We start from the raw sequence: 23,364 nt of genomic DNA, 5'->3' as shown, positions 1-23,364 counted from the left end.
CCTCGATTCGGCGCTGTTAGACAGTTCGTTATGTCAGATCAACAGCGGCAGCTGAGTCTCAATGCGTTCATCTACCCGGCCGGGCACCACGAGTCGGCGTGGCGCCACCCGCTCACGACGCCAGAGCGGCTGTACGACGTCTCCTACTTCCAGGACATCGCGCGGACCGCAGAGGCGGCGAAGCTGGACGCGATCTTCTTCGCCGACGGTCCGGCCCTGCGCAGCGACGTCGAGCACGGCGCCGCCGGAGCACTCGAACCCATCACACTGCTGACCGCTATCGCGACCGCCACCGAACGGATCGGCCTGATCGCGACCGCGTCCACGACGTACTTCGAGCCCTACAATCTGGCGCGGCTGTTCGCGTCCCTCGACCACATCTCCCGTGGCCGGGCCGGCTGGAACATCGTGACCACCGGAACCGACCTGGCGGCCGCCAACTTCGGGCTGGCCGGCCACCCCGATCACGCCGCCCGCTACGCGCGGGCGCGGGAGTTCGTCGACGCGACGGTCAAGCTGTGGGACAGCTGGGAAGACGACGCCATCCTGATCGACAGAACCGAAGGCATCTACGCGGACCCGTCGAAGATTCACGAGATCAACTACGTGGGGCGCCACCTCCGGGTGCGGGGACCGTTCAACGCGCCACGCTCCCCGCAGGGACACCCGGTGCTGGTGCAGGCGGGTGCGTCCAACGAGGGTCGCGCGTTCGCGGGCCAGTACGCCGAGGCCATCTTCACCGCGCACCAGCGGCTATCCGACGGGCAGGCGTTCTACGCGGACGTCAAGCAGCGCGCGACGCAGTACGGTCGCAACCCCGATCACGTGAAGATCCTGCCCGGCATCAGCCCGTTCCTCGGCGACACCGAGGCCGAGGCCCGCGACCTGGAGCGGGAGTTCAACGAACTCACGTCGCCCGAGTACGGGCTCGCCCAGCTCGAGAGCCTCACGGGTTCGAGCGTGCGCCACCTCGATCTCGACGCCCCCGTGCCTGCCGGACTGTTCGGGGACGCCGGCGACGTCACGGACAACCAGCAGAGTCGACTGCAGGTGATCGCCGGGATCGCGGAGCGGGAGAACCCGACCCTGCGCGGATTGCTGCACCGTCTCGCCGGTGCGCGCGGGCACCGGGTCGTCGTCGGGACGCCGGTGCAGGTGGCCGACACCATCGAGGAATGGTTCACGCAGGGCGCGGCGGACGGTTTCAACGTCATGCCGCCGTACTACCCGGGCGGTCTCGAGGTGTTCGCAGAGAAGGTGGTCCCGATCCTGCAGGAACGCGGGCTGTTCCGCACCGAGTACTCGGGCGCCACACTGCGCGACCACTTCGGTCTGCCCCGCCCCGAGAGTCAGTACGCGGACACGTCCGGCGCCGTCGCGCTGTAGGCGCGGCCGCCGGCGTCCGCTCGGGAGCCCGCGACAATCGACCTTAATGAAAACAGTTATCATTTCGGGATGACTGTCACCCGGCCGCTCCCCGTCACCGTCCTGTCCGGCTTCCTCGGCGCGGGCAAGACCACCCTGCTCAACCACCTCCTCGCGAACCGGGACGGCAGGCGCGTCGCCGTCATCGTCAACGACATGAGCGATGTGAATATTGACGCAGCCCTCGTCGCCGGGCAGGGGCACCTGGACCGGACGCAGGAGAAACTCGTCGAGCTCACCAACGGCTGCATCTGCTGCACCCTGCGGGAAGACCTCGTAGAGGCCGTTGCGCGGCTGGCGCAGGAGGGCCGGTTCGACCACCTCGTCATCGAATCCACCGGCATCTCCGAGCCGATGCCCGTCGCCGCCACGTTCGACTGGGAGTTCGAGGACGGGTTCAGTCTCGGTTCGGTGGCCGCACTCGACACGATGGTGACGGTCGTGGATGCATCGACGTTCCTCGGTGAGCTGGCCAAGGGCGAGCGGCTCGACGACCGGAACCTCGAAGCCGGGGAGGGCGACGAGCGCAGCATCTCCGACCTGCTCGTCGACCAGGTGGAGTTCGCCGACGTCATCCTGCTGAACAAGGCGGATCTGGTGAGCGAGGGCGCCGCCGGTGCCGTCGAGGCGACCGTGCGCAGGCTCAACCCCACCGCGACACTGCTGCGCACCACGCGCGGCGTCGTGGATCTCGGCGAGGTTCTCGGGACCGGCCTGTACAACCCGGACGTCGCGGCCGAGCTGCCCGGCTGGGCCGAGGAACTGGCCGGGGGCCACACCCCGGAGACCGAGGAATACGGCATCCGCAGCGTCACCTACCGGGCGTCGCGGCCGTTCCACCCGGCCCGGCTCGAGCGGGCGCTGGGACGGTTCACCGGCCTGCTCCGGAGCAAGGGCTTCTGCTGGATCGCGAGCCGCCCCGACCTCGCCGCCGTCTGGTCGCAGGCCGGTCCGAACCTGGTGATCGAGCCGGCCCAGCTGTGGGCGTCCGCGGACGAGACACCGGGGCAGGAGATCGTGTTCATCGGTGTCCGCCTCGACCCCGACGGTCCGCGGCGCATCCTGGATCCGGCGCTTCTCACCGACGACGAGCTGGCGTCAGGGCCGGCGGCTTGGGTTCGGTTCGACGACCCGCTGCCCGCGTGGGACGCGGTGCATCGGCATTAGTCCAGAACTTCTTCGACGGCCACTTCTTCGGGCGGCCGCGCCATCTCCTGCCGGTAGTGCCACACCCCGAGCACGGTGCCGATCACCAGCAGCGCGACCATCCCGGCGAGCACGGCCGGCATCAGCCACGACACCCGGTCCAGGAACGAGCCGAAGTAGAAGCCGATGAGCAGCAGTACGGGTGCCCAGAAGATGGCGCCGATGGTGCTGGCGATCGTGTACTTGGTGTGGTTCATCTTGGCCGCACCGGCGACCAGCGGGCACAGGGTGCGGACCCACGGAATCCAGCGGGCGATGAGGACCGCCCAGAAGCCGTGCTTCTCCAGCAGGACGTTGACCTTGTGCAGGTTGGTGTAGTTGAGATACTTCCCGCCCTTGCGGGCGAGGATGCGGTTGCCGGTGCGGTGACCGATGACGTACCCCACCTGGTTTCCGCAGATGGCGGCGATCATCGCGCCGACCGACAACGCCCACACGTGGCCGGCGCCCGATGCATGGTTGGCCAGCACGATTCCGGCGGTGATCAGCATCGAGTCGCCGGGCAGGAACAGGCCCAGGATCACCGCGCACTCGATGAACACGAACGCGAGGACGACGATCCAGACCAGCGCTGGGCCCGCCGAGACGAGAGGCCCGAAGGTGCCTGCTGCCGTGGTGACCATCGTCAGTGCGCTACTCGATCGGCTTCAGGAGGTCGGATCGGTGGGTGTGGTGACCGGCTGCGCGTCCTCGGTCGTGGCGCCCGCGCTCTGCCGCGACTTCACGACGCGCTTGCCCACCTCGAGGATGATCGGAAGGACGGACACGAAGACGATCAGCAGGAAGATGATGTCGACGTTGTCGCGGATGAACTCGATCTGACCGAGCAGGTAGCCGAGCAGCGTGACGCCGACGCCCCACAGGATGCCGCCCACGATGTTGTACGTCAGGAACAGCGAGTACTTCATCCGCGACGCACCCGCGACGACCGGCGCGAACGTGCGCACGATCGGAACGAAGCGGGCCAGGATGATGGTGATCGGACCGTGCTTCTCGAAGAAGGCGTGCGACTCGTCGATGTACTTCTTCTTGAAGAACCGCGCGTCGTCGTGCTTGAACAGGGCGGTACCGCCCTTGCTGCCGATGAAGAAGCCCACCTGGTCGCCGAGGATCGCGGCGATGGGGATCAGAACCAGTAGCGCCCAGATGGGGGCGAACGGTTCGATCTCCGTCGACTTCGACGCCGCGATGAGTCCCGCGGTGAAGAGAAGCGAGTCGCCGGGGAGCAGGGGGAACAGCAATCCCGACTCGATGAAGACGACCAGGAGAAGTCCGACGAGCACCCACGTGCCGAAGGAGTTGAGGAGGTTCACCGGGTCGAGGAATCCCGGCAACAACGCGAGGTTGGTCACGGAATCCGATGCTGCCTGCACAATCACGGCCCTCAGCGTACCGGCGTATTCCCCGACTGACGGAATACTGCAGGTCATGGAGTTTCGGCCGGGTCGTGGGCCTGCCGAAACGGGGTGCCGCGACAGCCACCGGGAGACGTACGCTACCGGTATTGCCATACTGCTAGGACCACATCGCGCGCTGCGCTGATCGCGCGCGCCGAAATCGACTCTTAATGGAGGACTGCCGCCGTGCCAATCGCGACTCCCGAGGTCTACGCCGAGATGCTTGGTCGGGCCAAGGAGCACTCCTTTGCCTTCCCCGCCATCAACTGCACTTCTTCCGAAACCATCAACGCCGCCATCAAGGGCTTCGCGGACGCCGGCAGTGACGGCATCATCCAGTTCTCGACCGGTGGCGCCGAGTTCGGTTCGGGCCTGGGCGTCAAGGACATGGTGACCGGCGCGGTCGCGCTCGCCGAGTTCGCGCACGTGATCGCTGCCAAGTACGACGTCACGATCGCCCTGCACACCGACCACTGCCCCAAGGACAAGCTCGACACGTTCGTCCGCCCGCTGCTGGAGATCTCGCGGCAGCGCGTCGAGGCGGGCCGCAACCCGCTGTTCCAGTCCCACATGTGGGACGGTTCGGCTGTCCCGATCGACGAGAACCTGGAGATCGCCAAGGAACTCCTCGCGAAGGCGAAGGCCGCCAACATCATCCTCGAGGTCGAGATCGGCGTCGTCGGTGGCGAAGAGGACGGCGTGGAAGCCGAGATCAACGACAAGCTGTACACCTCGCCCGAGGACTTCGAGAAGACCGTCGACGCCCTCGGCACCGGCGAGAACGGCAAGTACCTGCTGGCCGCGACGTTCGGCAACGTGCACGGCGTCTACAAGCCGGGCAACGTCAAGCTGCGTCCCGAGGTGCTCGAGACCGGCCAGAAGGTTGCCGCCGCCAAGCTGGGGCTGCCCGAGAGCTCGCAGCCGTTCGACTTCGTCTTCCACGGTGGATCGGGCTCGCTGAAGTCGGAGATCGAGGCTGCGCTGAACTACGGCGTCGTCAAGATGAACGTCGACACCGACACCCAGTACGCGTTCACCCGTCCGATCGTGGGCCACATGTTCAGCAACTACGACGGCGTGCTGAAGGTCGACGGCGAGGTCGGCAACAAGAAGGTCTACGACCCGCGCAGCTACCTGAAGAAGGCCGAGGCCGGCATGGCTGCCCGCGTCGTCGAGGCCTGCAACGACCTCAAGTCCGCGGGACGTTCCGTCTCGGGATAGGCGCTTCGCGCTCGTGCGCCTTTCCGGTAGCCACCGCTACCGGAAAGGCGCACAGTCGTTTATCGGGGGTCGCAGATCTTCCAGGTGCCGTCGACCTTCTCGAGGTTGAACGTGCGCCACGACTGCTCGCTGGGATTGGCGGCCGTGTGGGCCTTCACCTGGGCGATGGCGGTGTCGCCGGTGATCTGCACGGCGTCGACGCCGCCGACCACGGGAATGTTCTGCTGCGCGACGGCGACCTGGTGGACCTCGGCGAAATCCTGATCCGAGAGGCCCTGGTAGTACTCGGCGAGGCTGCCGCAGGTGCTGGTGCGCAGCGTCGCCAGGTCGCCCTGGGTGAGTGCCGCGACGAACGTGTCGATCGTTCCCTGCACCTGGGCCTCGGGGGAGTTCTCGGCCTGGTTGTTGTAGACGATGACACCGGCGACCGCGATGGCGGCGACGACGATGACGCCGGCGGCGATCGCGGCGAACAGCCACGCCTTGCCGTGCTTCTTCGTGGGCTGCTGCGCCGCGGGGACGCGCTGCGGCGCGCTCTGCTGGGGCGGCAGCACCCGCTGCGGTGCGGCCTTCGGCGGGGCGGGCGCCGGCCTCGGGGGAGCGGGCGCCGGCCTCGGGGGAGCGGGCGGCGGAGGCACGGGCCGCGCGTTCTGAGGCTGGGCGGCGGCAGGTCGGGGTGGCGGCGGCGTCGCCGGGACTGCGGGTTTCGTCACGGGGATCGCGACCGTCTCGTCGTCCGACGGCGGTGTCGTCTGCCCCTGCACCGTCGGGGTCTGCGTGGTCGGTGCGCGGTGCATCTTCACGGTCGCGGCGTCGCCCGATGTCGGCACGCTCTTCTGCGTCGGGATCGCGGTGGTGGCCGCCTCGGATGCCTTGTCCGCGGGTTTCGCGGCAGAGTCCGGGCCGGCCTGAGGTGTCTCGGCTCGTGGGCGCGGTGCCGGAGGCGTGGGCAGTTCGGGCTGCGGCTCGTCGGCCTTCTTCTCTGCCGCCTTCTCGGGGGCCTTCTTCTGCGGGGGCTTCGGCTCGGGCGACTTCGGTGCGGCGGGCTCTGCATCCGCCGCGGGCTGCGCGGGCTGCGCGGGCTGCGCGGTCTTCGCAGGCTTCGCGGTCGCGTCGGCGCCGCCGGTGCCCTTGCCGGCGGTGGTGCCTGCCGCTGCCGGTCCGGACGGTGTGTCCGCGGCCGGCTTCTGAGTCGATTCGTCTTTCTTCGGGTCCTGCACGCGCTGCCCCTCGGTCTGCAGAGAAATGAACGTTGGGGGCAGCCTAACGACATCGTGCGTCATCGGAGACCACGACAGGGCGCGTCGTGGACGCGGGCCGACGCAGCGACGGCACTGCGGCGGGGGCACAATAGGCGCATGACGTCTTTCGGTGACCTTCTCGGACCACAGCCCACGCTGCTCCCCGGGGACGACGAGGCCGAATCGGCCCTGTTGAACCACGAGGATCCGGCTTCCGTCGCAGCCGCCCATCCCACCGCCTCCATCGCATGGGCCTACCTGGCCGAGGCGGCTCTCCAGGCCGACGAGACCATCGCGGCGTACGCCTACGCGCGCACCGGGTACCACCGTGGACTGGACCAGTTGCGTCGCAACGGCTGGAAGGGATTCGGCCCGGTTCCCTACAGCCACGAACCCAACCGCGGCTTCCTCCGGTGCGTCGCCGTGCTGGCGAAGGCGGCGAAGGCCATCGGCGAAACGGACGAGTACGCGCGGTGCCTCGATCTGCTCGAGGACTGCGATCCCCGAGCTGCCGAAGCGCTTGGCGTCGGTTAACGCCCTCAGCTCGGCGAAAGTCCGTGGCCGGGACGGGCTGAGGACTTCGGCCCAGCGACTGCGGGTGTCGGCACTGCCCATCCTGCAGTGCGCGATCGCTGCCGGCGCTGCCTGGTGGGTGGCGACGGTGGTGATCGGTCACCCGACGCCGTTCTTCGCACCGATCGCCGCGGTGGTGTCGCTGGGGCTGTCTCTCGGCGCCCGCCTGCGCCGTTCCGTCGAGTTGGTGGCCGGTGTCACGATCGGGATCGGGGTCGGCGACCTCATCGTCTCCGTGATCGGGAGCGGTACCTGGCAGATCACCCTTGTCGTGATTCTGGCGATGTCCGCGGCCGTATTGCTGAACAGCGGACCGATCTTCTCGATGCAGGCGGGTAACTCCGCGGTGCTCGTGGCGACTTTGCTGCCACCCGGCGGCACCGCAGGTATCGACCGCATGGTGGACGCTCTGACCGGTGGCCTGGTGGGGATCGCCGTCGTCGCGCTGATTCCCACGCATCCCGTGGGGCGGGCGCGGAAGTACGCCGCGAACGTGCTCGGGACGGCGTCCGAAGTGATGCAGCTGGTGGCCGACGGTCTGGTGGCCAACGACGACAAGCCCCTCGAGAAGGCCCTCCAAAAGGCGCGGGCAACGCAGGCGTCCATCGACACGCTGCGAACCCACCTCGCGGGCGGCCGCGAGATCAGCCGCATCTCGCCGCTGTACTGGAACACCCGCGGCCGGCTCGAACGACTCACCGCGGCCGCGGACCCACTCGACAATGCCTTGCGCAACATCCGGGTTCTCGCGCGGCGTTCGCTCACGCTGGTGCGTGACGACGAGATTCTCAACCCACGGCTCGTCGACCAGGTGGAGAAACTCGCCCACGCCTTGGAAACCCTCCGGCAGATGGCGCTCGCGGACCCCGGTCAGCAACCCGATCAGGCCGAGGCGGCGCGGGTGCTCCGTTCGGTGGCGTCGGGATTGAAACCGGAACTGGTGGAGAACGCGGGCCTGTCGGCCACGGTGGTCTTCGCGCAGATCCGGTCGCTGACCGTCGACCTTCTGCAGGTCGCAGGGCTGAAGCGCATTTCGGCCATCGCCACCCTGCCGCCGACCGTGGAGAAGCCGGCCTATCGTCCCGAGCTCTGACCGCCCGAGCAGGCTGTTGAACATATGCGCATGTACGCATATGATCGGCACAACTCGGGAGGAGGCTCACCCATGGGAGTCGGTCACGGCCATTCGCACGGCAACACGCAAGGCAGCGGTGAGGTAGGCCCGTCGCGGGGGCGGATCCGCCGCATGGTGATCGCTCTCGTCATCCTCCTCGCGTTCCTCGTTCTCGAGGTCGTCGTCGGTCTGACCGTCAACTCGCTGTCGCTGCTCGCCGACGCCGGGCACATGCTGACCGACGTCGTCGGAATGTCGATGGGTCTCGTCGCACTGCTCCTGGCACGCAAAGGCAGTGCCACCGCGGCCCGGACCTTCGGCTGGCACCGCGCCGAAGTGCTCACGGCCATGGCCAATGCCGCGATGCTGCTCGCCGTCGCGGTCTGGGTGTTCTACGAGGCGATCTCCCGCATCGGCGACGCCCCCGACCTTCCTGGCATGGCGCTGATCCTCACCGCATCCGTCGGACTGGCCGCGAACCTCGTGGTGATGCTGATGCTGCGCGCCGATTCCAAGGACAGCCTGGCAGTCCGCGGCGCATACCTCGAAGTGCTCGCGGACGCCGTCGGCAGCGTCGGCGTGCTCATCGCCGGCGGCGTCGTGCTGGCGTTCGACTGGACCTACGCCGACATCATCGTCGGTGTCCTCATCTCGCTGTGGGTGGTGCCGCGGGCGATGAAACTGGCCGCCGCGTCGCTGCGCATCCTCACGCAGGCGTCTCCCGAGGACGTCGACGTCGAATCGGTGCAGGCCGACCTCGAAGCGCTGCCCGGGGTCACCGGTGTCCACGACCTCCACGTGTGGACGCTCACGACGGGAATGGACGTGGCCACCGTCCACCTGACCACGGACGCCGACTCGTCCGCCGTCCTCGAATCGGCGCGGACCGTCCTCGAGAGCCACCTGCTCTCCCACGCCACGGTGCAGGTGGAATCCACCGCCAACGGACGCCACTGCGCCGAGAACGTCACCTGGTAGGGGCCCTGTCTGTTTCGTCCGGTTACGCGGCGGGAAACCGTTGTGGGACGACTCACGGAAGGGAACCCCATGTCCACTCTCGCAGCGTTCGCGCGACCCGTCGCCGTCGCCGCACTCGGTGCGGCCGCCCTCTTCGCAGCACCCGCCGCCTCCGCCGCGCCGTTCATGCCCGATCCGCTGGCGAACTGTAAGCCCGCCGCGACGCTCGGAGTCGAGAAGGAAGGCAACCAGGTCGAGTGGGAGTTCGAGGGACCGGAAAAGGCCACGACCGACGCCCAGGTGACGTACCTCAACATCGGCGGCCAGGCGCCGACGCTCGGCACGTCCGGACCGTTGACGAACGGTGAGGGTGTCGAACGCGAACTGCCCGGCTTCACCGGACATTTGATTCCCGGCGGAACCTACGACCCCGACGGGCCGAAGGGGCCGCTGGAGGCCTGCACTCTCGGCTTCGGATTCGCCGTCACGCAGTGACCGTCACTTGGTGAACCGGGTGACACCCGCACCCGGCCGCCACAGCTCGACGTACAGGTGGTCGCCGTCGACGGTGGTGAGCACCACCTCGTCGAGGCCGAGTTCGATGACGTCCGCCTCGGGGATTTCGTCGGGGTAGTGCTCGAGGATCTGCTGTTTCCGCTCTCCGAGGATCTCGTCTGCGCGGCCGCTGATCTTGGCGTCGCCTCCGTCCATCGTGTGGTGACCGGGATTGCTGTGGAGAGAGAATCGCGGATCGCGTTGCAGGTCCTTCACTTTGCGTGCACCGACCATCGAGCCGAGCAGTAACGCGCCCTCGTAGAACTCGACCTCGGTGCCGCTCACTCTCGGGGAACCGTCCTTGCGGAGGGCCGCCAGCACGTGGTGCTTGTGCGCCTCGAAGCGTGCGGCGACAGCCTTGGCGAGGTCGGGTGCTTCTGTCTCGAACTGCGTCCAGTTGGTCATGCCGGCCAGTGTGCTCTCCTATCCCTGACATCCACTGTCAGGCATTTTCACTAGAATCGGGGCATGCGTTCGAGTCGGCTCGTCGAGGTGATGCTCCGTCTGGAGGGCAGTCGCAGGGCCACCGCGCAGCAACTCGCGGACGAACTCGGGGTCTCGGTGCGCACCGTGTATCGCGACGTCACGGCGTTGTCGGCGGCCGGTGTGCCGTTGTGGACGGAGAGCGGACCCGGTGGCGGAATCCGGTTGCTCGACGGCTGGCAGTCGAAACTCGGCGGGATGACGGGCGAGGAGACGTCCGCGTTGATGTTGCTCGGTGTCCCGTCGATCGCCGCCGATCTCGGTCTTCGCGACGTCACCGCTGCCGCGCAGTCGAAGCTGTTGGGGGCGTTGCCTGTCCCGCTGCGCGCCGGGGCTCAGCTGTGGCGGGATCGGCTCTACGTCGACGCCCCCGGCTGGTTCGACGGGCCACGCGACAACGGCGATCTCCCGGTGGTGGCGTCCGCGGTGCTCGCGGGTCGGCGTCTCGGTATCCGCTACCGGAAGGGGAGCCGTTCCGCGGCAAGAACTCTCGATCCCCTGGGTCTTGTGGCGAAGGCCGGTGTCTGGTATCTCGTTGCGCAGCATCGCGGACGGACGCTGTCGTACCGGGTGTCGCGGATCAGTGACGCGACCGTGCTGAATCAACCGGCGGTACGTCCCGAGAATTTCGATCTGGGTGCGTGGTGGACGGCGTCGGTGGCCGAATTCGATCGTGCCCTTCTGCGATTCCGGTGCCGCGTGCGGCTCTCGCCCGCGTCGTGGCGACGGCTGCCGCGGGTGGTGGGTGTGGAAGCCGCACGCGTCGAACCCGGCCCGCCGGATGACGCCGGCTGGGTGACCGTCGACCTGTCGCTCGAGGCCGAAGACGTGGCACTCGACCAGTTGACCGTTCTCGGCGGGGGAGTCGAAGTGCTCCAGCCGCCTTCGCTACGCGAATCGCTGCGTGCGGTGGGAGACGCGATCGCCCGCCGGAACGGCTGAGATGGACTACCTCCGCGTCACCCGAGTCGTTCGAGCACCGTGGCGTTGGCGAGTCCGCCGGCCTCGCACATGGTCTGCAGGCCGAACCGGGCCCCGCGCTGGTCCATCGCGTTCACCAGCGTGGTCATGAGCCGGGCGCCGCTGGCCCCCAGCGGATGTCCGAGCGCGATCGCGCCGCCGTGCACGTTGACGCGGTCCAGGTCGGCTCCGGTGTCCGCGGCCCAGGCCAGGACCACCGGCGCGAAGGCCTCGTTGACTTCGAACAGGTCGATGTCGGAGATGTCGAGGCCGCTGCGCTGCAGCACCTTGCGTGTCGCGGGGATGACCGCGGTGAGCATCATCAGCGGATCGTCGCCGACGACGGAGAAGCTGTGGAGCCGGGCCAGCGGCCGCAGTCCCAGGCGTCCCGCGATCTCACTCGTGGTGATCATGAGCGCCGCACTTCCGTCCGACAGGGGACTGCTGTTGCCCGCGGTGATCGACCAGTCGATCTGCGGGAACCTCTCCTCGTAGAAGTCACTGCGGAAGGCCGGTCGCAGGCCGGTGAGAGCGTCCAGCGTCGTGTCCGGCCGGATGGCCTCGTCGACGCTCAGCTCCGGCAGGACGGCGAGTTCCTTCGCGAAGTTCCCGGCACTCGTTGCCGCCGCGGCCTTCTGATGGCTGCGCAGGGCGAACTCGTCCAGCTGGGTGCGCGAGAGTCCCCACCGGGCGGCGATGAGTTCGGCACTGATGCCCTGCGGGACGAGGCCGTCGGGGTAGCGGCGCTCGAAGCCGACACCCATCGATTCGCGTCCGATGCTGCTGGACCCCATGGGAACTCGGCCCATCGATTCGACTCCGGCGGCGACGACGATGTCGTAGGCGCCCGACATCACGCCCTGCGCGGCGAAGTGGACGGCCTGCTGGCTGCTGCCGCACTGCCGGTCGACGGTCGTGCCGGGCACGGATTCGGGGAATCCGGCGGCGAGAAGCGCACTGCGGGTGATGTTCTGGCTCTGGTCACCGACCTGGGTGACGGTGCCGCCGATGACGTCGTCGATCAGTGCGGGATCGATTCCCGTGCGCTCGACGAGCGTCGACAGGCTGTGGGCGAGAAGGTCGACGGGGTGCACTCCGTGCAGGGCGCCGGAGGGCTTGCCCTTGCCGATCGGCGTGCGGACGGCCTCGACGATGACGGCGTCTCTCATGATCGTTCCTTTCGGTGCTGTGAGTACTTATCAACCGCGGGCGGTTGACAAGTACTCACGGGGTGGATTCATCCGTGTGGCGGCGAGAGCGGCGACGACGGCCACCGCGGCCACCGCCGACCAAGCGAGTTGGAACGCGGAGTGGGTGTCTTCGTCACCGGCGGTCGTACCGAGGAGGGCGACGAGCATGCTCACACCCAGCACGGTTCCGACCTGACGGCTCATGGTGACGACGGCGCTACCGGTGGCCGAGCGCGACTGCGGTAGTCCGGCGGTGGCGGACGACAGGATCGTCGGCAAGGCCAGGCCGACCCCGACACCGGCGATCATCCAGCCGGGCAGCAGTTCCGACGCGTACTGCGGTTCCATCCCGACGGACGAGAGCACGAGCACGGCGCCGGCGGCCCACAGGGCGCTGCCCGCCGCGGTGAGCGCTCCTGCCGAGAATCTGCGGGACAGGAACTGGCCGACCACCGCGAACACCGGCACCATCAACGGGCCCGGCGCGATCGCGAGACCCGTCAACAGTGCGGAATACCCCCACACCTGCTGCAGCCACAGGATGTTCGCGAGCAGACCGGCCGCGAAGGCGGCACTGAACGCGAGCGCCGTCACGTTCGACCAGGCGAACGTCCGCACCTTCAGCATGGCGGGTTCGATGAGCGGCTCGCGCTGCCTGCTGTTTCTCCACCAGAACAGTGCGACGGACGCGGCAGCGACGGTGAACGCGAGCGCGATTCGGGGGCCGCCCCAACCCCAGTCGGGTCCCTGGACCAGCCCGAGTGCGAGGGCGCCGATGCCGACGGTCGACAGGGCGGCTCCGAGCAGGTCGAGGTTTGTGTCGCGGGCGGTCGGGCGGAAGTCGGTGACCCACCGGACGGTGGCGATCAGGAAGGCGATACCGATGGGGACGTTGATCAGGAAGGCCCAGCGCCACGACGCCTCGACGAGCAGCCCACCGACCACGGGTCCGAAGGCCGCGGCAGCGGCGCCCGACGCGGCCCAGATCCGGACCGCGCCCGCATGTGTGGCTTCGGGGACCGTGCTGATCAGCAGTCCCAGGCTGGCGGGGGTCAGGGCGGCAGCACCGACGGCCTGGAGCAGTCGGAAGGCCACGAGCAGCCACAGCGAGGGGCTCAGCGCGCATGCCGCGCTGGCCGCGGTGAACAGCGCCAGCACGAGAAGGAATCCGCGCCGGCGGCCGACGCGGTCGGCCCAGCGTCCGAGCGGAACCAGGAGTACGGCGAACACGATCGCATAGCCGCCCAGCACCCAGCTGAGGTCGCCGAGGCTGTAGCCGGGGTAGCTCGCCGCGATGTCGCCGAAGGCCACGTTGACGACGAACAGATCGAGGCTGGCGACGAACGACGCGCCGGCGAGGACGGTGAGGAGCGGGCCGAGCCGGACCTTCTCCCGCACCTGACTATTGAGAGCAATAGCCAGCAATGTACACCTGACTATGGCTATGGCAAGTCAGGTGTGACGGACGCCTCGGATCGATGGTTTGCGCTGCAGAGATCCCCTGGCGGTCCTAACGTGAGGCATGGCTGTTCTCACCCCCGGCTTCCACGGCAGGCCTCGCAGCGAGCACTCTCTTCCGCCCGGGCAGTACGAGGTCGGGGATTTCCCGGTCCTCTCGGCGGGACCGACGCCCCGCGTCCCGACCGACACGTGGACGCTGACCGTGACCGACGAGACCGGCCGGCGCCACGAGTGGTCGTGGGCCGAATTCACGAAGCTCCCGCAGGAGCGGCCGACGGTCGACCTCCACTGCGTCACACGTTGGTCGAAGTTCGGAACGTCGTGGAAGGGGGTCTCGCTCGACACCCTGTTCGCGGACGTCGAGACGTCCGCGGGATTCGTCCTCGTCGGATGCGACGGCGGTTACACCACGAACCTCCCCGTCGCCGACATCCTCGGTGGCAAGGCATGGATCGTGCACACGTACGAGGGCGCGCCCCTCGCGCCGGTGCACGGGGGTCCGGCCCGTCTGCTCGTGCCACATCTCTACCTGTGGAAGTCCGCGAAGTGGGTTCGGTCGATTCAGCTCGTCACCCAGGACGTCCCGGGCTTCTGGGAGCAACTCGGCTACCACGATCGCGGCGACCCGTGGCGGGAGCAGAGGTACCAGGGTGACCAGTGAGCTGTTGGGCCGCGCCGTGCTCAGCTGGCGAGTGGCGGAACTCGTCGAGTCGTGGCCCGAGACGGCGAGTGCGCGGGCACTGGTCCTCGAGGTCCCGGACTGGCCGGGGCATCGCGCCGGGCAGCACGTCGATCTCCGCCTGACCGGTCCCGACGGATACACCACCGAACGGAGCTACTCGCTGGCGTCGCCGGCCGAGCGTTCACCGGGCGGGTGGCGATTGCAGTTGGTCGTCCAGCGGGTGGCGGACGGCGAGGTCTCTCCCTACCTGACCGATGTGTTCGCCGCGGGCAATCTGATCGAGGTGCGCGGACCGATCGGTGGCTGGTTCGTGTGGTCGCCGCGCGAGGGTGGTGGCGCGCCGGCGCTTCTCGTCGCGGGTGGGTCGGGCATCGTGCCGCTGATGTCGATGATTCGCGAGCGCCGGTTCCGGCACGACCGCACGCCGTTCCGGCTCGTGTACTCCCTCCGGACGCAGGCCGACGAATTGTTCGCGGACGAACTGAACAGGCCCGGGACCGGCGACGGGGGAGTCGAGACGTTCGTTTTCTGCACCCGTGAGGACTCGCCGCGGCGTCCGGCGGGGCGGATCACTGCCGCCGATCTCGCGGCGTGGGGATGGCCGGCGGACTTCGCGCCGCGCTGCTTCGTGTGCGGGCCCACCGGATTCGTCGAGGAGGCGGCTCGCCTGCTGCTCTCGCTCGGGCACTCGCCGGACGACATCAAGACCGAGAGGTTCGGTCCTTCGGGGCCGTGACCGGAGGAAGGAATTGTCGATGAGTACGTTGCAGGGCAACGACTTCGAGGACGGGAACGTTCTAGGCGGGCCGTTCGCGGAGATCTTCGTTCACGACCTCACCGCGGCGACCGGACAGTGCCGGTTCTGCGGTCTCGACGGACCGATGGCGGCGGTGCACGTCTATACGCGTGCGCCCGGTGTCGTCGTGCGGTGCCCGGGATGTCAGGAGGTGCTGCTGCGGCTGGTGGCGACTCCGCGCGGGCTCGAACTCGACGCCAGCGGGCTGTCGCACCTGTCCTGGACACTGTGAGCGCTGACTATGGAATCTGCAAGTCAGCTATGCTGAGGTGCATGGACGCGGCACGGTTGGACGGCTTTCTCGCAGATCGCGACACCTGGCGGGCGACGCACTGCTCCATCGGCAAGGCGATGGACGTGATCGGCACGCGTTCGGCCGTCCTGATCCTGCGCGAGGCCTACTACGGCACCACGCGATTCGACGACTTCGCGAAACGGGTCGGCATCACCGAGGCCGTGGCGGCGTCCCGACTGCGTGAACTGACGGCCGAGGGGCTGTTCGAGCGGCAACCCTACAAGGAGCCCGGGCAGCGCACCCGCTACGAATACGTGCTCACCGAGAAGGGGCGCGACCTCCTGCCCGCCGTGCTCGCGCTGATGCAGTGGGGCGACAAGTACCTCCAGGGCAAGCACGGTGCGCCCATCGGGATGCGGGACGACGCGACCGGCGAACCCGTGCGCGTCGAGGTCCGCAGCCCCGACCGCGAGGTGCCGCTGGCGGAACTGCGGCTGACCCCCAACTTCACCGAAGAGGATGCGTCCCGCCCGTGAGTACTTATCAACCGCGGGCGGTTGACAAGTACTCACGGGTCAGAGCCAGAAGCGCATCAGGTAGTTGCCGTACTGCGCGTAGATCTCCGGAACCCCGGACAGTTCGAACAGCCGGTAGATGACGTCGAAGAACACCACGTTGATCGACGGCACGAACAGCAGCGCCACGAGGATCAGCAGTCCGTACGGCTTGAACTGGTCGACGGACCTTCGGGTGCGGGGCGGCAGGAACGGCTCGAGCGCGGCGTACCCGTCGAGTCCGGGTACCGGCAGGAGATTGAGCACGGTGGCCATCACCTGCAGGAACGCGAGGAAACTCAGTCCCGTCCAGAATACCTGGTGGTCGCCGCCCAGCCCGAGCCAGCGGATCACCGCGAGGAGGACGATCGCGGACACCAGATTCACGGCGGGTCCGGCGAGCGACACCCGCGCCTGCACCTTCGGCGAGAACAGTCCGGTGCGCAGGTACACGGCGCCGCCGGGCAACCCGATCCCGCCGAGTGCGATGAACAGCACCGGCAGACCGATCGACAGCAGCGGGTGGCTGTACTTCACCGGGTTGAGCGTGAGATAGCCGCGCACCTCGACGTCGGTGTCGCCGTGCCGCCACGCCGTGTACGCGTGCGCGAACTCGTGCAGGCAGAGCGTCACCACCCATCCCGCGACCACGAGCAGGAACACCCCGACGTGGCCGAGGACGGACTCCAGTTCGGCGCGCCACGCGAGAACACCGCCGGCGACCGCCACGGCGACGACCAGAAGGAACACCGGACTGGGGCGTACCGCGGTGGTCCGCGCCCGGGGCAGGCTCATCGGACCAGCAACCACTCTTGGTCGTGACGGTAGAACGTCGAACGCTTGACTTCGCGCGGGTTCGGCACGCCGTCGCGGGTCAGCGCCGCTGCGGGCGACCCGAGCTGCACGGCGCGGCCCTCCACCCAGCGGCGGGGCAGCCAGCGCCTGCGAGGTTCGACCGACGCCCGCAGACCGGGCATCCGTGGGGTCGGGGTGACGTTCATGCTCGTCGTCGTCCCCGAGAACAACCGGGTGTCGTCGACGTAGGCCTCGCCGACGAGCGGCCCCCCGTCCGGACCCGTGACGGTGGCGCACCCGACGAGCGCGATGCCCGCGTCGTCGCGGATGAGGGGGACCGGCTTGGCCGTCCCCTTCAGCGCGGTGCGGGCGCCGCGGGCGCCGGAGGACAGGTGGTAGGCGTCCGTCGCCTCCGAACGATGCTCCGCGACGTACGCGAGTTCGATGTGCAGGCGTTCGGTGCGCATCAACCGGGTCAGGGTGGCCGCGAAGGCGGCGTCGCTGCCCACCACGATCAGTCGCGGATCCACGACGACCTGAAGTTTGGAGAAGACCTCGTCGAAGTCGTCCTTGTCCGGGACGGCAGGTGCGCTCGAGGTCGAGATGGAGCCCAGAGGTAGGGGAAGCGGCACGTCGCCGCAAATGAGCACTACGGGGGTCAACGCCACTCCTCGCCCGGATGTCCCGCCGCGATTTCCGCAGCTTCCCTTTCGGATCATCCTAGTGGCACGCCCGAGATGGCCTCCCCAGCCGTACTGTGGGGTCTGTTCTCCGTGCCCTCGGCTAGACTGTTCCCCCGGCCACTGCCTACGAACGGCAGGACCACGCAGTCGGATACGACTGTACGTCGACCGTAGGAGACAACGTCATGCCGGCAATCGTCCTGATCGGCGCCCAGTGGGGCGACGAGGGCAAGGGCAAAGCTACCGATCTACTGGGCGGACGCCTGCAGTGGGTGGTGCGCTACCAGGGCGGTAACAACGCCGGACACACTGTGGTTCTTCCGAACGGCGACAAGTTCGCACTGCATCTGATCCCGTCCGGAATCCTCACTCCGGGCGTCACGAACGTCATCGGCAACGGTGTCGTGGTGGACCCGGGAGTGCTGCTCACCGAACTCGCCGGACTCGACGAGCGGGGCGTGGACACCAGCCGCCTGCTGCTCTCGGCCGATGCGCACCTGATCATGCCGTACCACGTTGCCATCGACAAGGTCACCGAACGCTTCCTCGGGGCCAAGAAGATCGGCACCACCGGCCGCGGCATCGGGCCCTGCTACCAGGACAAACTCGCGCGTGTCGGTGTCCGCGTGCAGGATGTGCTGGACGAGAAGATCCTCACCCAGAAGGTCGAGGCGGCACTCGAGTTCAAGAACCAGGTGCTCGTCAAGATCTACAACCGCAAGGCCCTTGACCCGCAGCAGGTCGTCGACGAGGTGCTCGAGCAGGCAGACGGGTTCAAGCACCGGATCGCGGACACGCGCCTGCAGCTCAACGAGGCACTCGCGCGCGGCGAGACGGTGCTGCTGGAGGGTTCGCAGGGCACGCTCCTCGACGTCGACCACGGCACCTACCCCTACGTGACGTCGTCCAACCCGACGTCCGGTGGCGCAGCGGTCGGTTCGGGCATCGGACCCACCAAGATCACCACGGTGCTGGGCATCCTCAAGGCGTACACCACCCGCGTCGGCTCGGGCCCGTTCCCGACCGAACTCTTCGACCAGAACGGCGAGTATCTCGCCAAGACCGGCGGCGAGGTGGGTGTCACCACCGGCCGCGCTCGTCGCACCGGATGGTTCGACGCCGTGATCGCCCGCTACGCAACGCGTGTCAACGGCATCACCGACTACTTCCTCACCAAGCTCGACGTGCTCAGCAGCCTCGACACCATCCCGATCTGCGTCGGCTACGACGTCGACGGCGTGCGGTACGACGAGATGCCCATGTCGCAGACCGACGTTCATCACGCGAAGCCGATCTACGAGGAAATGCCCGGTTGGTGGGAAGACATCTCCCATGCCCGGACGTTCGAGGAGCTCCCCAAGAACGCGCAGAACTATGTCCTGCGCCTCGAGGAGCTGTCGGGTGCGTACATCTCCTGCATCGGTGTCGGCCCCGGCCGCGACGAGACCATCGTCCGCCGCGACGTGGTGCGGTAGTCCGCGCGCCTGTCGCCGAATGTGACATCGGTTCAGTTGAATTGAACCGATGCGACATTCGGCGATCCGCGATACATTCGAGCCGATGATCAGGACTGTCGAAGCGAGTACCCGGACGCCGGCCGGCCGGTGGTACGACAGCTTCCACGCAGCGGCCGCCGTCCTGGAGGCATTCGGGCACGACACGTCGGACGCCTGCAGGTGCGTGGCGGTGGTGTCGACGGATCTGGGCGTCTGGGTGTTCGAGGGTGACCCGAGGTCGACGGTGGACGCGTTCGTCCACGCGGTGGAGCGGGCGATACTCGCCGGCGGGCAGGCGTTCGTGCTGGGATGCGCCAGGGTGACCGGTGCGGATCAGCGGGCCGTCCGGACCCTCCGGGTTCCGGACGGCGACAGGATGGCGGCGGCCGCGGCGTTGGCGCGCGAACTCGTCGGCGACCCGCAGGCGCTGATCAGAACAGCACCGGGTCGTCGAAACCCGGAGTGTGCTCGAGGGCCAGCAGTTCGCGCTTGGTGAGGGTGCCGCCGCCGGCGGAGAAGCCGCCCACCTGCCCGCCGGCGGCGAGGACGCGATGGCACGGGATCACGATCGGCAGCGGGTTACGGCCGAGGGCCTGACCGACGGCCTGCGCGGCACCCGGTTTGCCGAGTTCCGCCGCGATGTCGCCGTAGGTGAGCGTGGTGCCCGGGTCGATTGCGCGGGTGAGGTCGTATACGGTGCAGTCGAATTCGGGGACTCCCTCGAAGTCGAGGTCGATCCACCGCAGATCGTCGAGTGCGCCGCCCAGATGTTCGCGTATTCCGTCGATGGCCCGCTGGACCGGTGCCGGCGGCTGGTGCTCCACCGCATCCGGGAAGCAATGTTCGAGACGCTGCCGGGTGGATTCGGGTGAACCTTCGGGCAATTGCACACCCACGATCCCGGCGGCCCGCCACGCGATGGCGCAGGCGCCGAGGGCCGTGTCGAACAGGGCGATTCCTGTGGTCACCAATCCAGTATGCCTCCCACATCTGACGTTCACCTTCCGTTGACCGCGATTGGACATCCTCGAAGCTCGCCGACCGAGGAGATGTTTCCGTGTACCTGTCCCGCCGTGCCCTGCTCCGCTCCACCGCACTCGGGTTGCTGGCCGTGCCCGCCGCCGCGTGCTCCGATTCCGGTAGTGCGGGTCCGGCGCTGGTCCGTGACCGACCCACCCTGACGCACGGTGTCGCGGCGGGGGACGTGCGAGCCGACGGTGCGCTCGTCTGGGCGAGGTCCGACCGTCCCTCCACGATGATCGTGGAGACCTCGGCCACCGAGTCCTTCACCGACCCGATGCGGTTCGAGGGTGGACTGCTCACTCCGGACACGGACGGCACCGGACGGCTGCGGCTGACCGGACTACCCGCAGGGCAGCAGGTGCACTACCGGGTGACTCTCGAAGGCGACGACGGCGCCACCTCGGAGGCGGTGACGGGTGTCTTCCGCACCGCTCCGAGCGCCGCAGGGGACATCCGGTTGCAGTGGTCCGGGGACACGGCTGGTCAGGGGTACGGAATCAATCCGGACATCGGCGGAATGCGAATCTTCGACACGATGGCCGCGCGCGACCCGCACCTGTTCCTGCACTCGGGCGACGTCGTGTACGCCGACGGTCCGCTGAAGGAGTCCGTCACGCTGCCGGACGGACGCGTGTGGCGGAACACGGTCAGTGAGGCGAAGAGCGCGGTCGCGCAGACGCTGGACCAGTACCGCGGCCAGTACGCGTACAACCTCACCGACGACAACTACCGCAGGTTCAATTCCTCTGTGGCGCAGATCGTTCAATGGGACGATCACGAGACCGTCAACAACTGGTACCCCGGTGAGGTCCTCGATCTCGACGCGTACACGGAGAAGAACGTGGACGTGCTGGCGCAGAGGGCATTCCAGGCGTACCACGAGTGGCTGCCGGTGGAGCCGGCCGACGCGGTCGACGGCCGCGTCTACCGCAAGATCGGGTACGGCCCACTGCTCGACGTGTTCGTCCTCGACATGCGCACCTACAAGGACGCGAACGGGGTCAACACCGGTGCGGCCGGGCAGATTCTCGGTGCGGCCCAGAAGGACTGGCTGATCCGGGAACTCGGTGCGTCCACGGCGACGTGGAAGATCATCGCCAACGACCTCCCTCTCGGGGTGGTGGTCCCGGACGGCGACACCGCGTTCGAGGGCGTCGCGAACGGGGAGCCCGGTCAGCCGTCGGGCCGGGAATCCGAGATCGCCCAGGTGCTGTCGGCGATCAAGGCGGGGCGGATCACCGGGACGGTATGGCTCACTGCGGACGTGCACTACACCGCCGCGCACCGGTACTCTCCCGACCGCGCCGCGTACAAGGATTTCGACGAGTTCTGGGAGTTCGTCTCCGGTCCACTCAACTCGGGCGGCTTCGGTCCGAACGACCTCGACGCCACGTTCGGCCCCGAGGCCGTGTTCGTGCACGCGCCGCCCGCACCCAACTCGTCGCCGCTCGACGGATACCAGCACTTCGGTGAGGTGTTCATCGACGGGCAGACGTCGGAGTTGCGGGTGGACCTCCTCGACGCGGCCGGGACGGTGCTCTTCAGTCAGCTGCTGCCGCCGCCGGCGCGCTGATCGTCTGAACCAGGCCAGTCCGGATCTTCTGGACTGGTCGGCTGGTCGATAAAGATTCCGCCGAGAGGGGCGCCGATCCGGAACTGCTCCAGGCGAAACACGCCCGTACCTCCCTCTTTGGGGCCGTAGTGCGCGACCGCTGCGGCCAGGAGAAGCATGCAAGCGAGGGTGATCAGTGTGGTCATGGATTCGAGCTTCGCCAGAACTGGCTTTGAGTTGAATAGCCAAGAGGTTGATACTGGACTGCATGATGACTCGCGTACTCGGTGCACGCTCCCTGGCCAGGGACCTCGGCAACTGGCAGGACGACAGCAGCCGGCGGTCGGCCGCGCGGCCCGCCTACCGGGCGCTGGCCGACGGGATCCGGCTGCTCGTGCACGACGGCCGCATCCCGTTGGGGGTCGCGTTGCCGAGCGAGCGCGAACTGGCGTCGATGCTGGAGTTGAGCCGGACCACGATCACGTCATCGTATTCGGTGCTCCGGGACGAGGGGTATCTCATCAGCCGTCAGGGGTCGCGCAGCACTGTCGCGCTGCCGCTCGGGGCACGGCAGAACGGGCTGATGTTCCGGGCGCACCAGCCCGGTTCCGACAGTTCGGTGGTCGATCTCAGCTATGCGGCGATGGCCGCGCCCGCGGAGGCGGTCGAGCAGGCCTACGCCTATGCCTTGCAATCGCTTCCGCAGTTCCTGCCGACGCACGGAATGGAGCCGGTGGGGATCGGCGCGTTGCGGGACGTGATCGCCGCCCGCTACCGGGCACGAGGGCTGGAGACCTCGCCCGAGCAGATCATGGTCACCTCCGGTGCCCAGCACGCGCTGCGGCTGCTCCTCAACGTGCTCACGGCGCCGGGGGAGCGGGTCCTGGTCGATCACCCCACGTACCCCAACGCGCTGGAGGCGATCCGCAGGGTCGGTGCGCGTCCGGTCCCGGTCCCGGTCCGTCCGGAGGGCGGGGCGTCCGGGGCGTGGGACCTCGACGGAATCCGCAGCGCCGCCCGGCAGACCGCGGCCCGGATGGCGTACCTGATCCCGGACTTCCACAACCCCACCGGACTGTGCCTCGACGCGCCCGGGCGGGCCGAATTGGCGCGGATCGCGCGCGACACCCGCATGACCCTGGTGGTGGACGAGACGATGGTCGACCTGTGGCTGGACGAGCCGTCACCGGGGCCGGTCGCGGCGCACGGCAGGGGAGCCGCGAAGTCGGAGGTCGTGACGATCGGGTCGGCGGCGAAGTCGTTCTGGGGCGGGCTGCGCGTCGGCTGGATTCGCGCCGATCCGGCCCTGATCACCCGGCTCGCCGGGGCGCGGGCCGCGGTCGATCTGGGCACGCCGGTGATGGACCAGCTCGCGGCGGCGCATCTGCTCTCCGACGACGAACTCGTCCTCGCCCGACGCCGGGCGGAACTGCGGGAACAGCGGAGCGCGATGCTCGACGCTCTCGCAGACCGCCTGCCGGACTGGATCCCGACCATCGGTTCGGGAGGGATGTCGCTGTGGCTGCGCATGCCCGCGCCGGTGTCGACGGCGCTGGCCGCGACGGCCCCCAACTTCGGGGTGCTGCTGGCGGCGGGACCGCGGTTCGGTGTGGAGGGCGCATTCGAGCGATTCGTCAGGCTCCCCTACGCGCGGACGTCCGACGAGCTGCGCCGCGGCGTCGACTGCATCGCGGCAGCGTACGAGACGCTGGCCGTCGACCGTGAGCTCGCGGAACCGTCCCTCGTCGTCTGAGCACGTGAGTGG

Annotated in this window: 26 protein-coding genes; 16 read left to right on the top strand and 10 right to left on the bottom strand. The window is 68.3% G+C overall.

Annotated features, from left to right (window positions below):
- Positions 1-30: 30 nt before the first annotated feature.
- Both GO592_RS22100 and GO592_RS22095 read left to right on the top strand, forming a co-directional pair.
- Entirely contained in the window at positions 31-1,386 is a 1,356-nt protein-coding gene (locus tag GO592_RS22100) for an LLM class flavin-dependent oxidoreductase (RefSeq protein ID WP_202714972.1), read from the top strand.
- A gap of 69 nt (positions 1,387-1,455) precedes the next feature.
- A complete protein-coding gene (locus GO592_RS22095) occupies positions 1,456-2,592 on the top strand; it encodes a GTP-binding protein (RefSeq protein ID WP_202714971.1) in 1,137 nt (378 codons plus the stop codon).
- Here GO592_RS22095 and GO592_RS22090 read toward each other — a convergent pair.
- Positions 2,589-3,254 (bottom strand): DedA family protein, encoded by a 666-nt coding sequence (locus GO592_RS22090; RefSeq protein ID WP_005260048.1) that lies wholly within the window; start codon positions 3,252-3,254, stop codon positions 2,589-2,591. The genes GO592_RS22095 and GO592_RS22090 overlap by 4 nt on opposite strands.
- A 24-nt stretch (positions 3,255-3,278) precedes the next feature.
- A complete protein-coding gene (locus tag GO592_RS22085; RefSeq protein ID WP_337952677.1) occupies positions 3,279-4,010 on the bottom strand; it encodes a VTT domain-containing protein in 732 nt (243 codons plus the stop codon).
- A gap of 204 nt (positions 4,011-4,214) precedes the next feature.
- On the opposite strand from GO592_RS22085, the gene fbaA reads away from it, so the two are divergent.
- On the top strand, positions 4,215-5,249 hold the full coding sequence (fbaA, locus tag GO592_RS22080; RefSeq protein WP_005260044.1) for a class II fructose-bisphosphate aldolase: 1,035 nt from the start codon (positions 4,215-4,217) through the stop codon (positions 5,247-5,249).
- Positions 5,250-5,308: 59 nt separating this feature from the next.
- On the opposite strand, the gene GO592_RS22075 is transcribed toward fbaA, so the two are convergent.
- Positions 5,309-6,469, bottom strand: a complete 1,161-nt coding sequence (locus GO592_RS22075) for an Rv0361 family membrane protein (protein ID WP_202714969.1) — start codon at positions 6,467-6,469, stop codon at positions 5,309-5,311.
- Between the two features lie 138 nt (positions 6,470-6,607).
- On the opposite strand from GO592_RS22075, the gene GO592_RS22070 reads away from it, so the two are divergent.
- The 4 genes from GO592_RS22070 (at position 6,608) to GO592_RS22055 (ending at position 9,629) form a co-directional block, all read left to right on the top strand.
- Positions 6,608-7,024, top strand: coding sequence for a DUF3151 domain-containing protein (locus GO592_RS22070; RefSeq protein WP_005260038.1), 417 nt, complete (start codon positions 6,608-6,610; stop codon positions 7,022-7,024).
- 64 nt (positions 7,025-7,088) lie between these two features.
- Positions 7,089-8,156, top strand: a complete 1,068-nt coding sequence (locus tag GO592_RS22065) for an FUSC family protein (protein WP_172650171.1) — start codon at positions 7,089-7,091, stop codon at positions 8,154-8,156.
- A gap of 72 nt (positions 8,157-8,228) precedes the next feature.
- Entirely contained in the window at positions 8,229-9,155 is a 927-nt protein-coding gene (locus GO592_RS22060; protein ID WP_037204807.1) for a cation diffusion facilitator family transporter, read from the top strand.
- Between the two features lie 69 nt (positions 9,156-9,224).
- On the top strand, positions 9,225-9,629 hold the full coding sequence (locus GO592_RS22055; RefSeq protein WP_172650172.1) for a hypothetical protein: 405 nt from the start codon (positions 9,225-9,227) through the stop codon (positions 9,627-9,629).
- Positions 9,630-9,632: 3 nt separating this feature from the next.
- Here the strand turns inward: GO592_RS22055 and GO592_RS22050 are convergent, their stop codons facing one another.
- Positions 9,633-10,094, bottom strand: coding sequence for a pyridoxamine 5'-phosphate oxidase family protein (locus GO592_RS22050; RefSeq protein WP_202714968.1), 462 nt, complete (start codon positions 10,092-10,094; stop codon positions 9,633-9,635).
- Between the two features lie 63 nt (positions 10,095-10,157).
- Between GO592_RS22050 and GO592_RS22045 the strand changes: the two genes are divergently transcribed.
- Positions 10,158-11,114, top strand: a complete 957-nt coding sequence (locus tag GO592_RS22045) for a helix-turn-helix transcriptional regulator (protein WP_172650174.1) — start codon at positions 10,158-10,160, stop codon at positions 11,112-11,114.
- A 17-nt stretch (positions 11,115-11,131) separates the two neighbouring features.
- Here the strand turns inward: GO592_RS22045 and GO592_RS22040 are convergent, their stop codons facing one another.
- A complete protein-coding gene (locus GO592_RS22040; protein ID WP_172650175.1) occupies positions 11,132-12,301 on the bottom strand; it encodes a thiolase family protein in 1,170 nt (389 codons plus the stop codon).
- Positions 12,302-12,331: 30 nt separating this feature from the next.
- Positions 12,332-13,738: an MFS transporter gene (locus tag GO592_RS22035; RefSeq protein ID WP_202715216.1), complete on the bottom strand. Its 1,407-nt coding sequence runs from the start codon at positions 13,736-13,738 to the stop codon at positions 12,332-12,334.
- A 106-nt stretch (positions 13,739-13,844) separates the two neighbouring features.
- Here GO592_RS22035 and GO592_RS22030 point away from each other — a divergent pair, with 106 nt between their 5' ends.
- Genes GO592_RS22030 through GO592_RS22015 form a run of 4 tightly spaced genes read left to right on the top strand, consistent with a single transcriptional unit; the run spans position 13,845 to position 16,032 of the window.
- Positions 13,845-14,444 (top strand): sulfite oxidase-like oxidoreductase, encoded by a 600-nt coding sequence (locus GO592_RS22030; RefSeq protein WP_202714967.1) that lies wholly within the window; start codon positions 13,845-13,847, stop codon positions 14,442-14,444.
- Positions 14,434-15,201 carry a ferredoxin reductase gene (locus GO592_RS22025; RefSeq protein WP_172650178.1) on the top strand — a complete coding sequence of 256 codons (768 nt, stop codon included), beginning with the start codon at positions 14,434-14,436 and terminating at the stop codon, positions 15,199-15,201. Before GO592_RS22030 ends, GO592_RS22025 begins: the two co-directional genes overlap by 11 nt.
- Before the next feature lie 19 nt (positions 15,202-15,220).
- On the top strand, positions 15,221-15,493 hold the full coding sequence (locus tag GO592_RS22020) for a DUF6510 family protein (RefSeq protein ID WP_005260018.1): 273 nt from the start codon (positions 15,221-15,223) through the stop codon (positions 15,491-15,493).
- A gap of 41 nt (positions 15,494-15,534) precedes the next feature.
- Complete coding sequence (locus tag GO592_RS22015; protein WP_005238462.1) at positions 15,535-16,032, top strand: winged helix-turn-helix transcriptional regulator; 498 nt, start codon at positions 15,535-15,537, stop codon at positions 16,030-16,032.
- A 39-nt stretch (positions 16,033-16,071) separates the two neighbouring features.
- On the opposite strand, the gene GO592_RS22010 is transcribed toward GO592_RS22015, so the two are convergent.
- The gene (locus GO592_RS22010) at positions 16,072-16,845 is read right to left on the bottom strand and encodes a site-2 protease family protein (RefSeq protein WP_172650179.1); all 774 of its coding nucleotides are present in this window, start codon (positions 16,843-16,845) and stop codon (positions 16,072-16,074) included.
- A complete protein-coding gene (locus tag GO592_RS22005; RefSeq protein ID WP_005574912.1) occupies positions 16,842-17,495 on the bottom strand; it encodes a hypothetical protein in 654 nt (217 codons plus the stop codon). Before GO592_RS22005 ends, GO592_RS22010 begins: the two co-directional genes overlap by 4 nt.
- A gap of 218 nt (positions 17,496-17,713) precedes the next feature.
- Between GO592_RS22005 and GO592_RS22000 the strand changes: the two genes are divergently transcribed.
- The gene (locus GO592_RS22000; protein ID WP_202714966.1) at positions 17,714-19,003 is read left to right on the top strand and encodes an adenylosuccinate synthase; all 1,290 of its coding nucleotides are present in this window, start codon (positions 17,714-17,716) and stop codon (positions 19,001-19,003) included.
- A gap of 85 nt (positions 19,004-19,088) precedes the next feature.
- On the top strand, positions 19,089-19,520 hold the full coding sequence (locus GO592_RS21995; RefSeq protein WP_237737151.1) for a racemase: 432 nt from the start codon (positions 19,089-19,091) through the stop codon (positions 19,518-19,520).
- Here GO592_RS21995 and GO592_RS21990 read toward each other — a convergent pair.
- On the bottom strand, positions 19,456-20,049 hold the full coding sequence (locus tag GO592_RS21990) for a methylated-DNA--[protein]-cysteine S-methyltransferase (RefSeq protein WP_443218433.1): 594 nt from the start codon (positions 20,047-20,049) through the stop codon (positions 19,456-19,458). The genes GO592_RS21995 and GO592_RS21990 overlap by 65 nt on opposite strands.
- A gap of 32 nt (positions 20,050-20,081) precedes the next feature.
- Between GO592_RS21990 and GO592_RS21985 the strand changes: the two genes are divergently transcribed.
- A complete protein-coding gene (locus tag GO592_RS21985; RefSeq protein ID WP_202714963.1) occupies positions 20,082-21,620 on the top strand; it encodes an alkaline phosphatase D family protein in 1,539 nt (512 codons plus the stop codon).
- Here the strand turns inward: GO592_RS21985 and GO592_RS21980 are convergent.
- Positions 21,593-21,805, bottom strand: a complete 213-nt coding sequence (locus GO592_RS21980) for a hypothetical protein (protein WP_237737150.1) — start codon at positions 21,803-21,805, stop codon at positions 21,593-21,595. The genes GO592_RS21985 and GO592_RS21980 overlap by 28 nt on opposite strands.
- Positions 21,806-21,867: 62 nt before the next feature.
- Here GO592_RS21980 and yczR point away from each other — a divergent pair, with 62 nt between their 5' ends.
- Positions 21,868-23,352, top strand: coding sequence for a MocR-like transcription factor YczR (gene yczR / locus GO592_RS21975; protein ID WP_172650184.1), 1,485 nt, complete (start codon positions 21,868-21,870; stop codon positions 23,350-23,352).
- The last annotated feature ends 12 nt before the right edge of the window (positions 23,353-23,364 follow it).

It is taken from the genome of Rhodococcus sp. 21391 (assembly GCF_016772255.1).
GTDB lineage: Bacteria > Actinomycetota > Actinomycetes > Mycobacteriales > Mycobacteriaceae > Rhodococcus_F > Rhodococcus_F opacus.
Note: the sequence above shows the minus strand (reverse complement) of the source record. Positions and strands in the feature narration are given on the sequence as shown.

What these genes read in the sequence shown, in the direction of transcription:
- GO592_RS22050 (WP_202714968.1), bottom strand. Translation starts at nt 10,094, where the DNA reads ATGACCAACTGGACGCAGTTCGAGACAGAAGCACCCGACCTCGCCAAG.
- GO592_RS22015 (WP_005238462.1), top strand. Translation starts at nt 15,535, where the DNA reads ATGGACGCGGCACGGTTGGACGGCTTTCTCGCAGATCGCGACACCTGG.
- GO592_RS21990 (WP_443218433.1), bottom strand. Translation starts at nt 20,049, where the DNA reads ATGTCCAATCGCGGTCAACGGAAGGTGAACGTCAGATGTGGGAGGCAT.
- GO592_RS22100 (WP_202714972.1), top strand. Translation starts at nt 31, where the DNA reads ATGTCAGATCAACAGCGGCAGCTGAGTCTCAATGCGTTCATCTACCCG.
- GO592_RS22090 (WP_005260048.1), bottom strand. Translation starts at nt 3,254, where the DNA reads ATGGTCACCACGGCAGCAGGCACCTTCGGGCCTCTCGTCTCGGCGGGC.
- GO592_RS22040 (WP_172650175.1), bottom strand. Translation starts at nt 12,301, where the DNA reads ATGAGAGACGCCGTCATCGTCGAGGCCGTCCGCACGCCGATCGGCAAG.
- GO592_RS22055 (WP_172650172.1), top strand. Translation starts at nt 9,225, where the DNA reads ATGTCCACTCTCGCAGCGTTCGCGCGACCCGTCGCCGTCGCCGCACTC.
- GO592_RS22045 (WP_172650174.1), top strand. Translation starts at nt 10,158, where the DNA reads ATGCGTTCGAGTCGGCTCGTCGAGGTGATGCTCCGTCTGGAGGGCAGT.
- GO592_RS22060 (WP_037204807.1), top strand. Translation starts at nt 8,229, where the DNA reads ATGGGAGTCGGTCACGGCCATTCGCACGGCAACACGCAAGGCAGCGGT.
- yczR (WP_172650184.1), top strand. Translation starts at nt 21,868, where the DNA reads ATGATGACTCGCGTACTCGGTGCACGCTCCCTGGCCAGGGACCTCGGC.
- GO592_RS22020 (WP_005260018.1), top strand. Translation starts at nt 15,221, where the DNA reads ATGAGTACGTTGCAGGGCAACGACTTCGAGGACGGGAACGTTCTAGGC.
- GO592_RS21980 (WP_237737150.1), bottom strand. Translation starts at nt 21,805, where the DNA reads ATGACCACACTGATCACCCTCGCTTGCATGCTTCTCCTGGCCGCAGCG.
- GO592_RS21995 (WP_237737151.1), top strand. Translation starts at nt 19,089, where the DNA reads ATGATCAGGACTGTCGAAGCGAGTACCCGGACGCCGGCCGGCCGGTGG.
- GO592_RS22030 (WP_202714967.1), top strand. Translation starts at nt 13,845, where the DNA reads ATGGCTGTTCTCACCCCCGGCTTCCACGGCAGGCCTCGCAGCGAGCAC.
- GO592_RS22070 (WP_005260038.1), top strand. Translation starts at nt 6,608, where the DNA reads ATGACGTCTTTCGGTGACCTTCTCGGACCACAGCCCACGCTGCTCCCC.
- GO592_RS22095 (WP_202714971.1), top strand. Translation starts at nt 1,456, where the DNA reads ATGACTGTCACCCGGCCGCTCCCCGTCACCGTCCTGTCCGGCTTCCTC.
- GO592_RS22000 (WP_202714966.1), top strand. Translation starts at nt 17,714, where the DNA reads ATGCCGGCAATCGTCCTGATCGGCGCCCAGTGGGGCGACGAGGGCAAG.
- GO592_RS22010 (WP_172650179.1), bottom strand. Translation starts at nt 16,845, where the DNA reads ATGAGCCTGCCCCGGGCGCGGACCACCGCGGTACGCCCCAGTCCGGTG.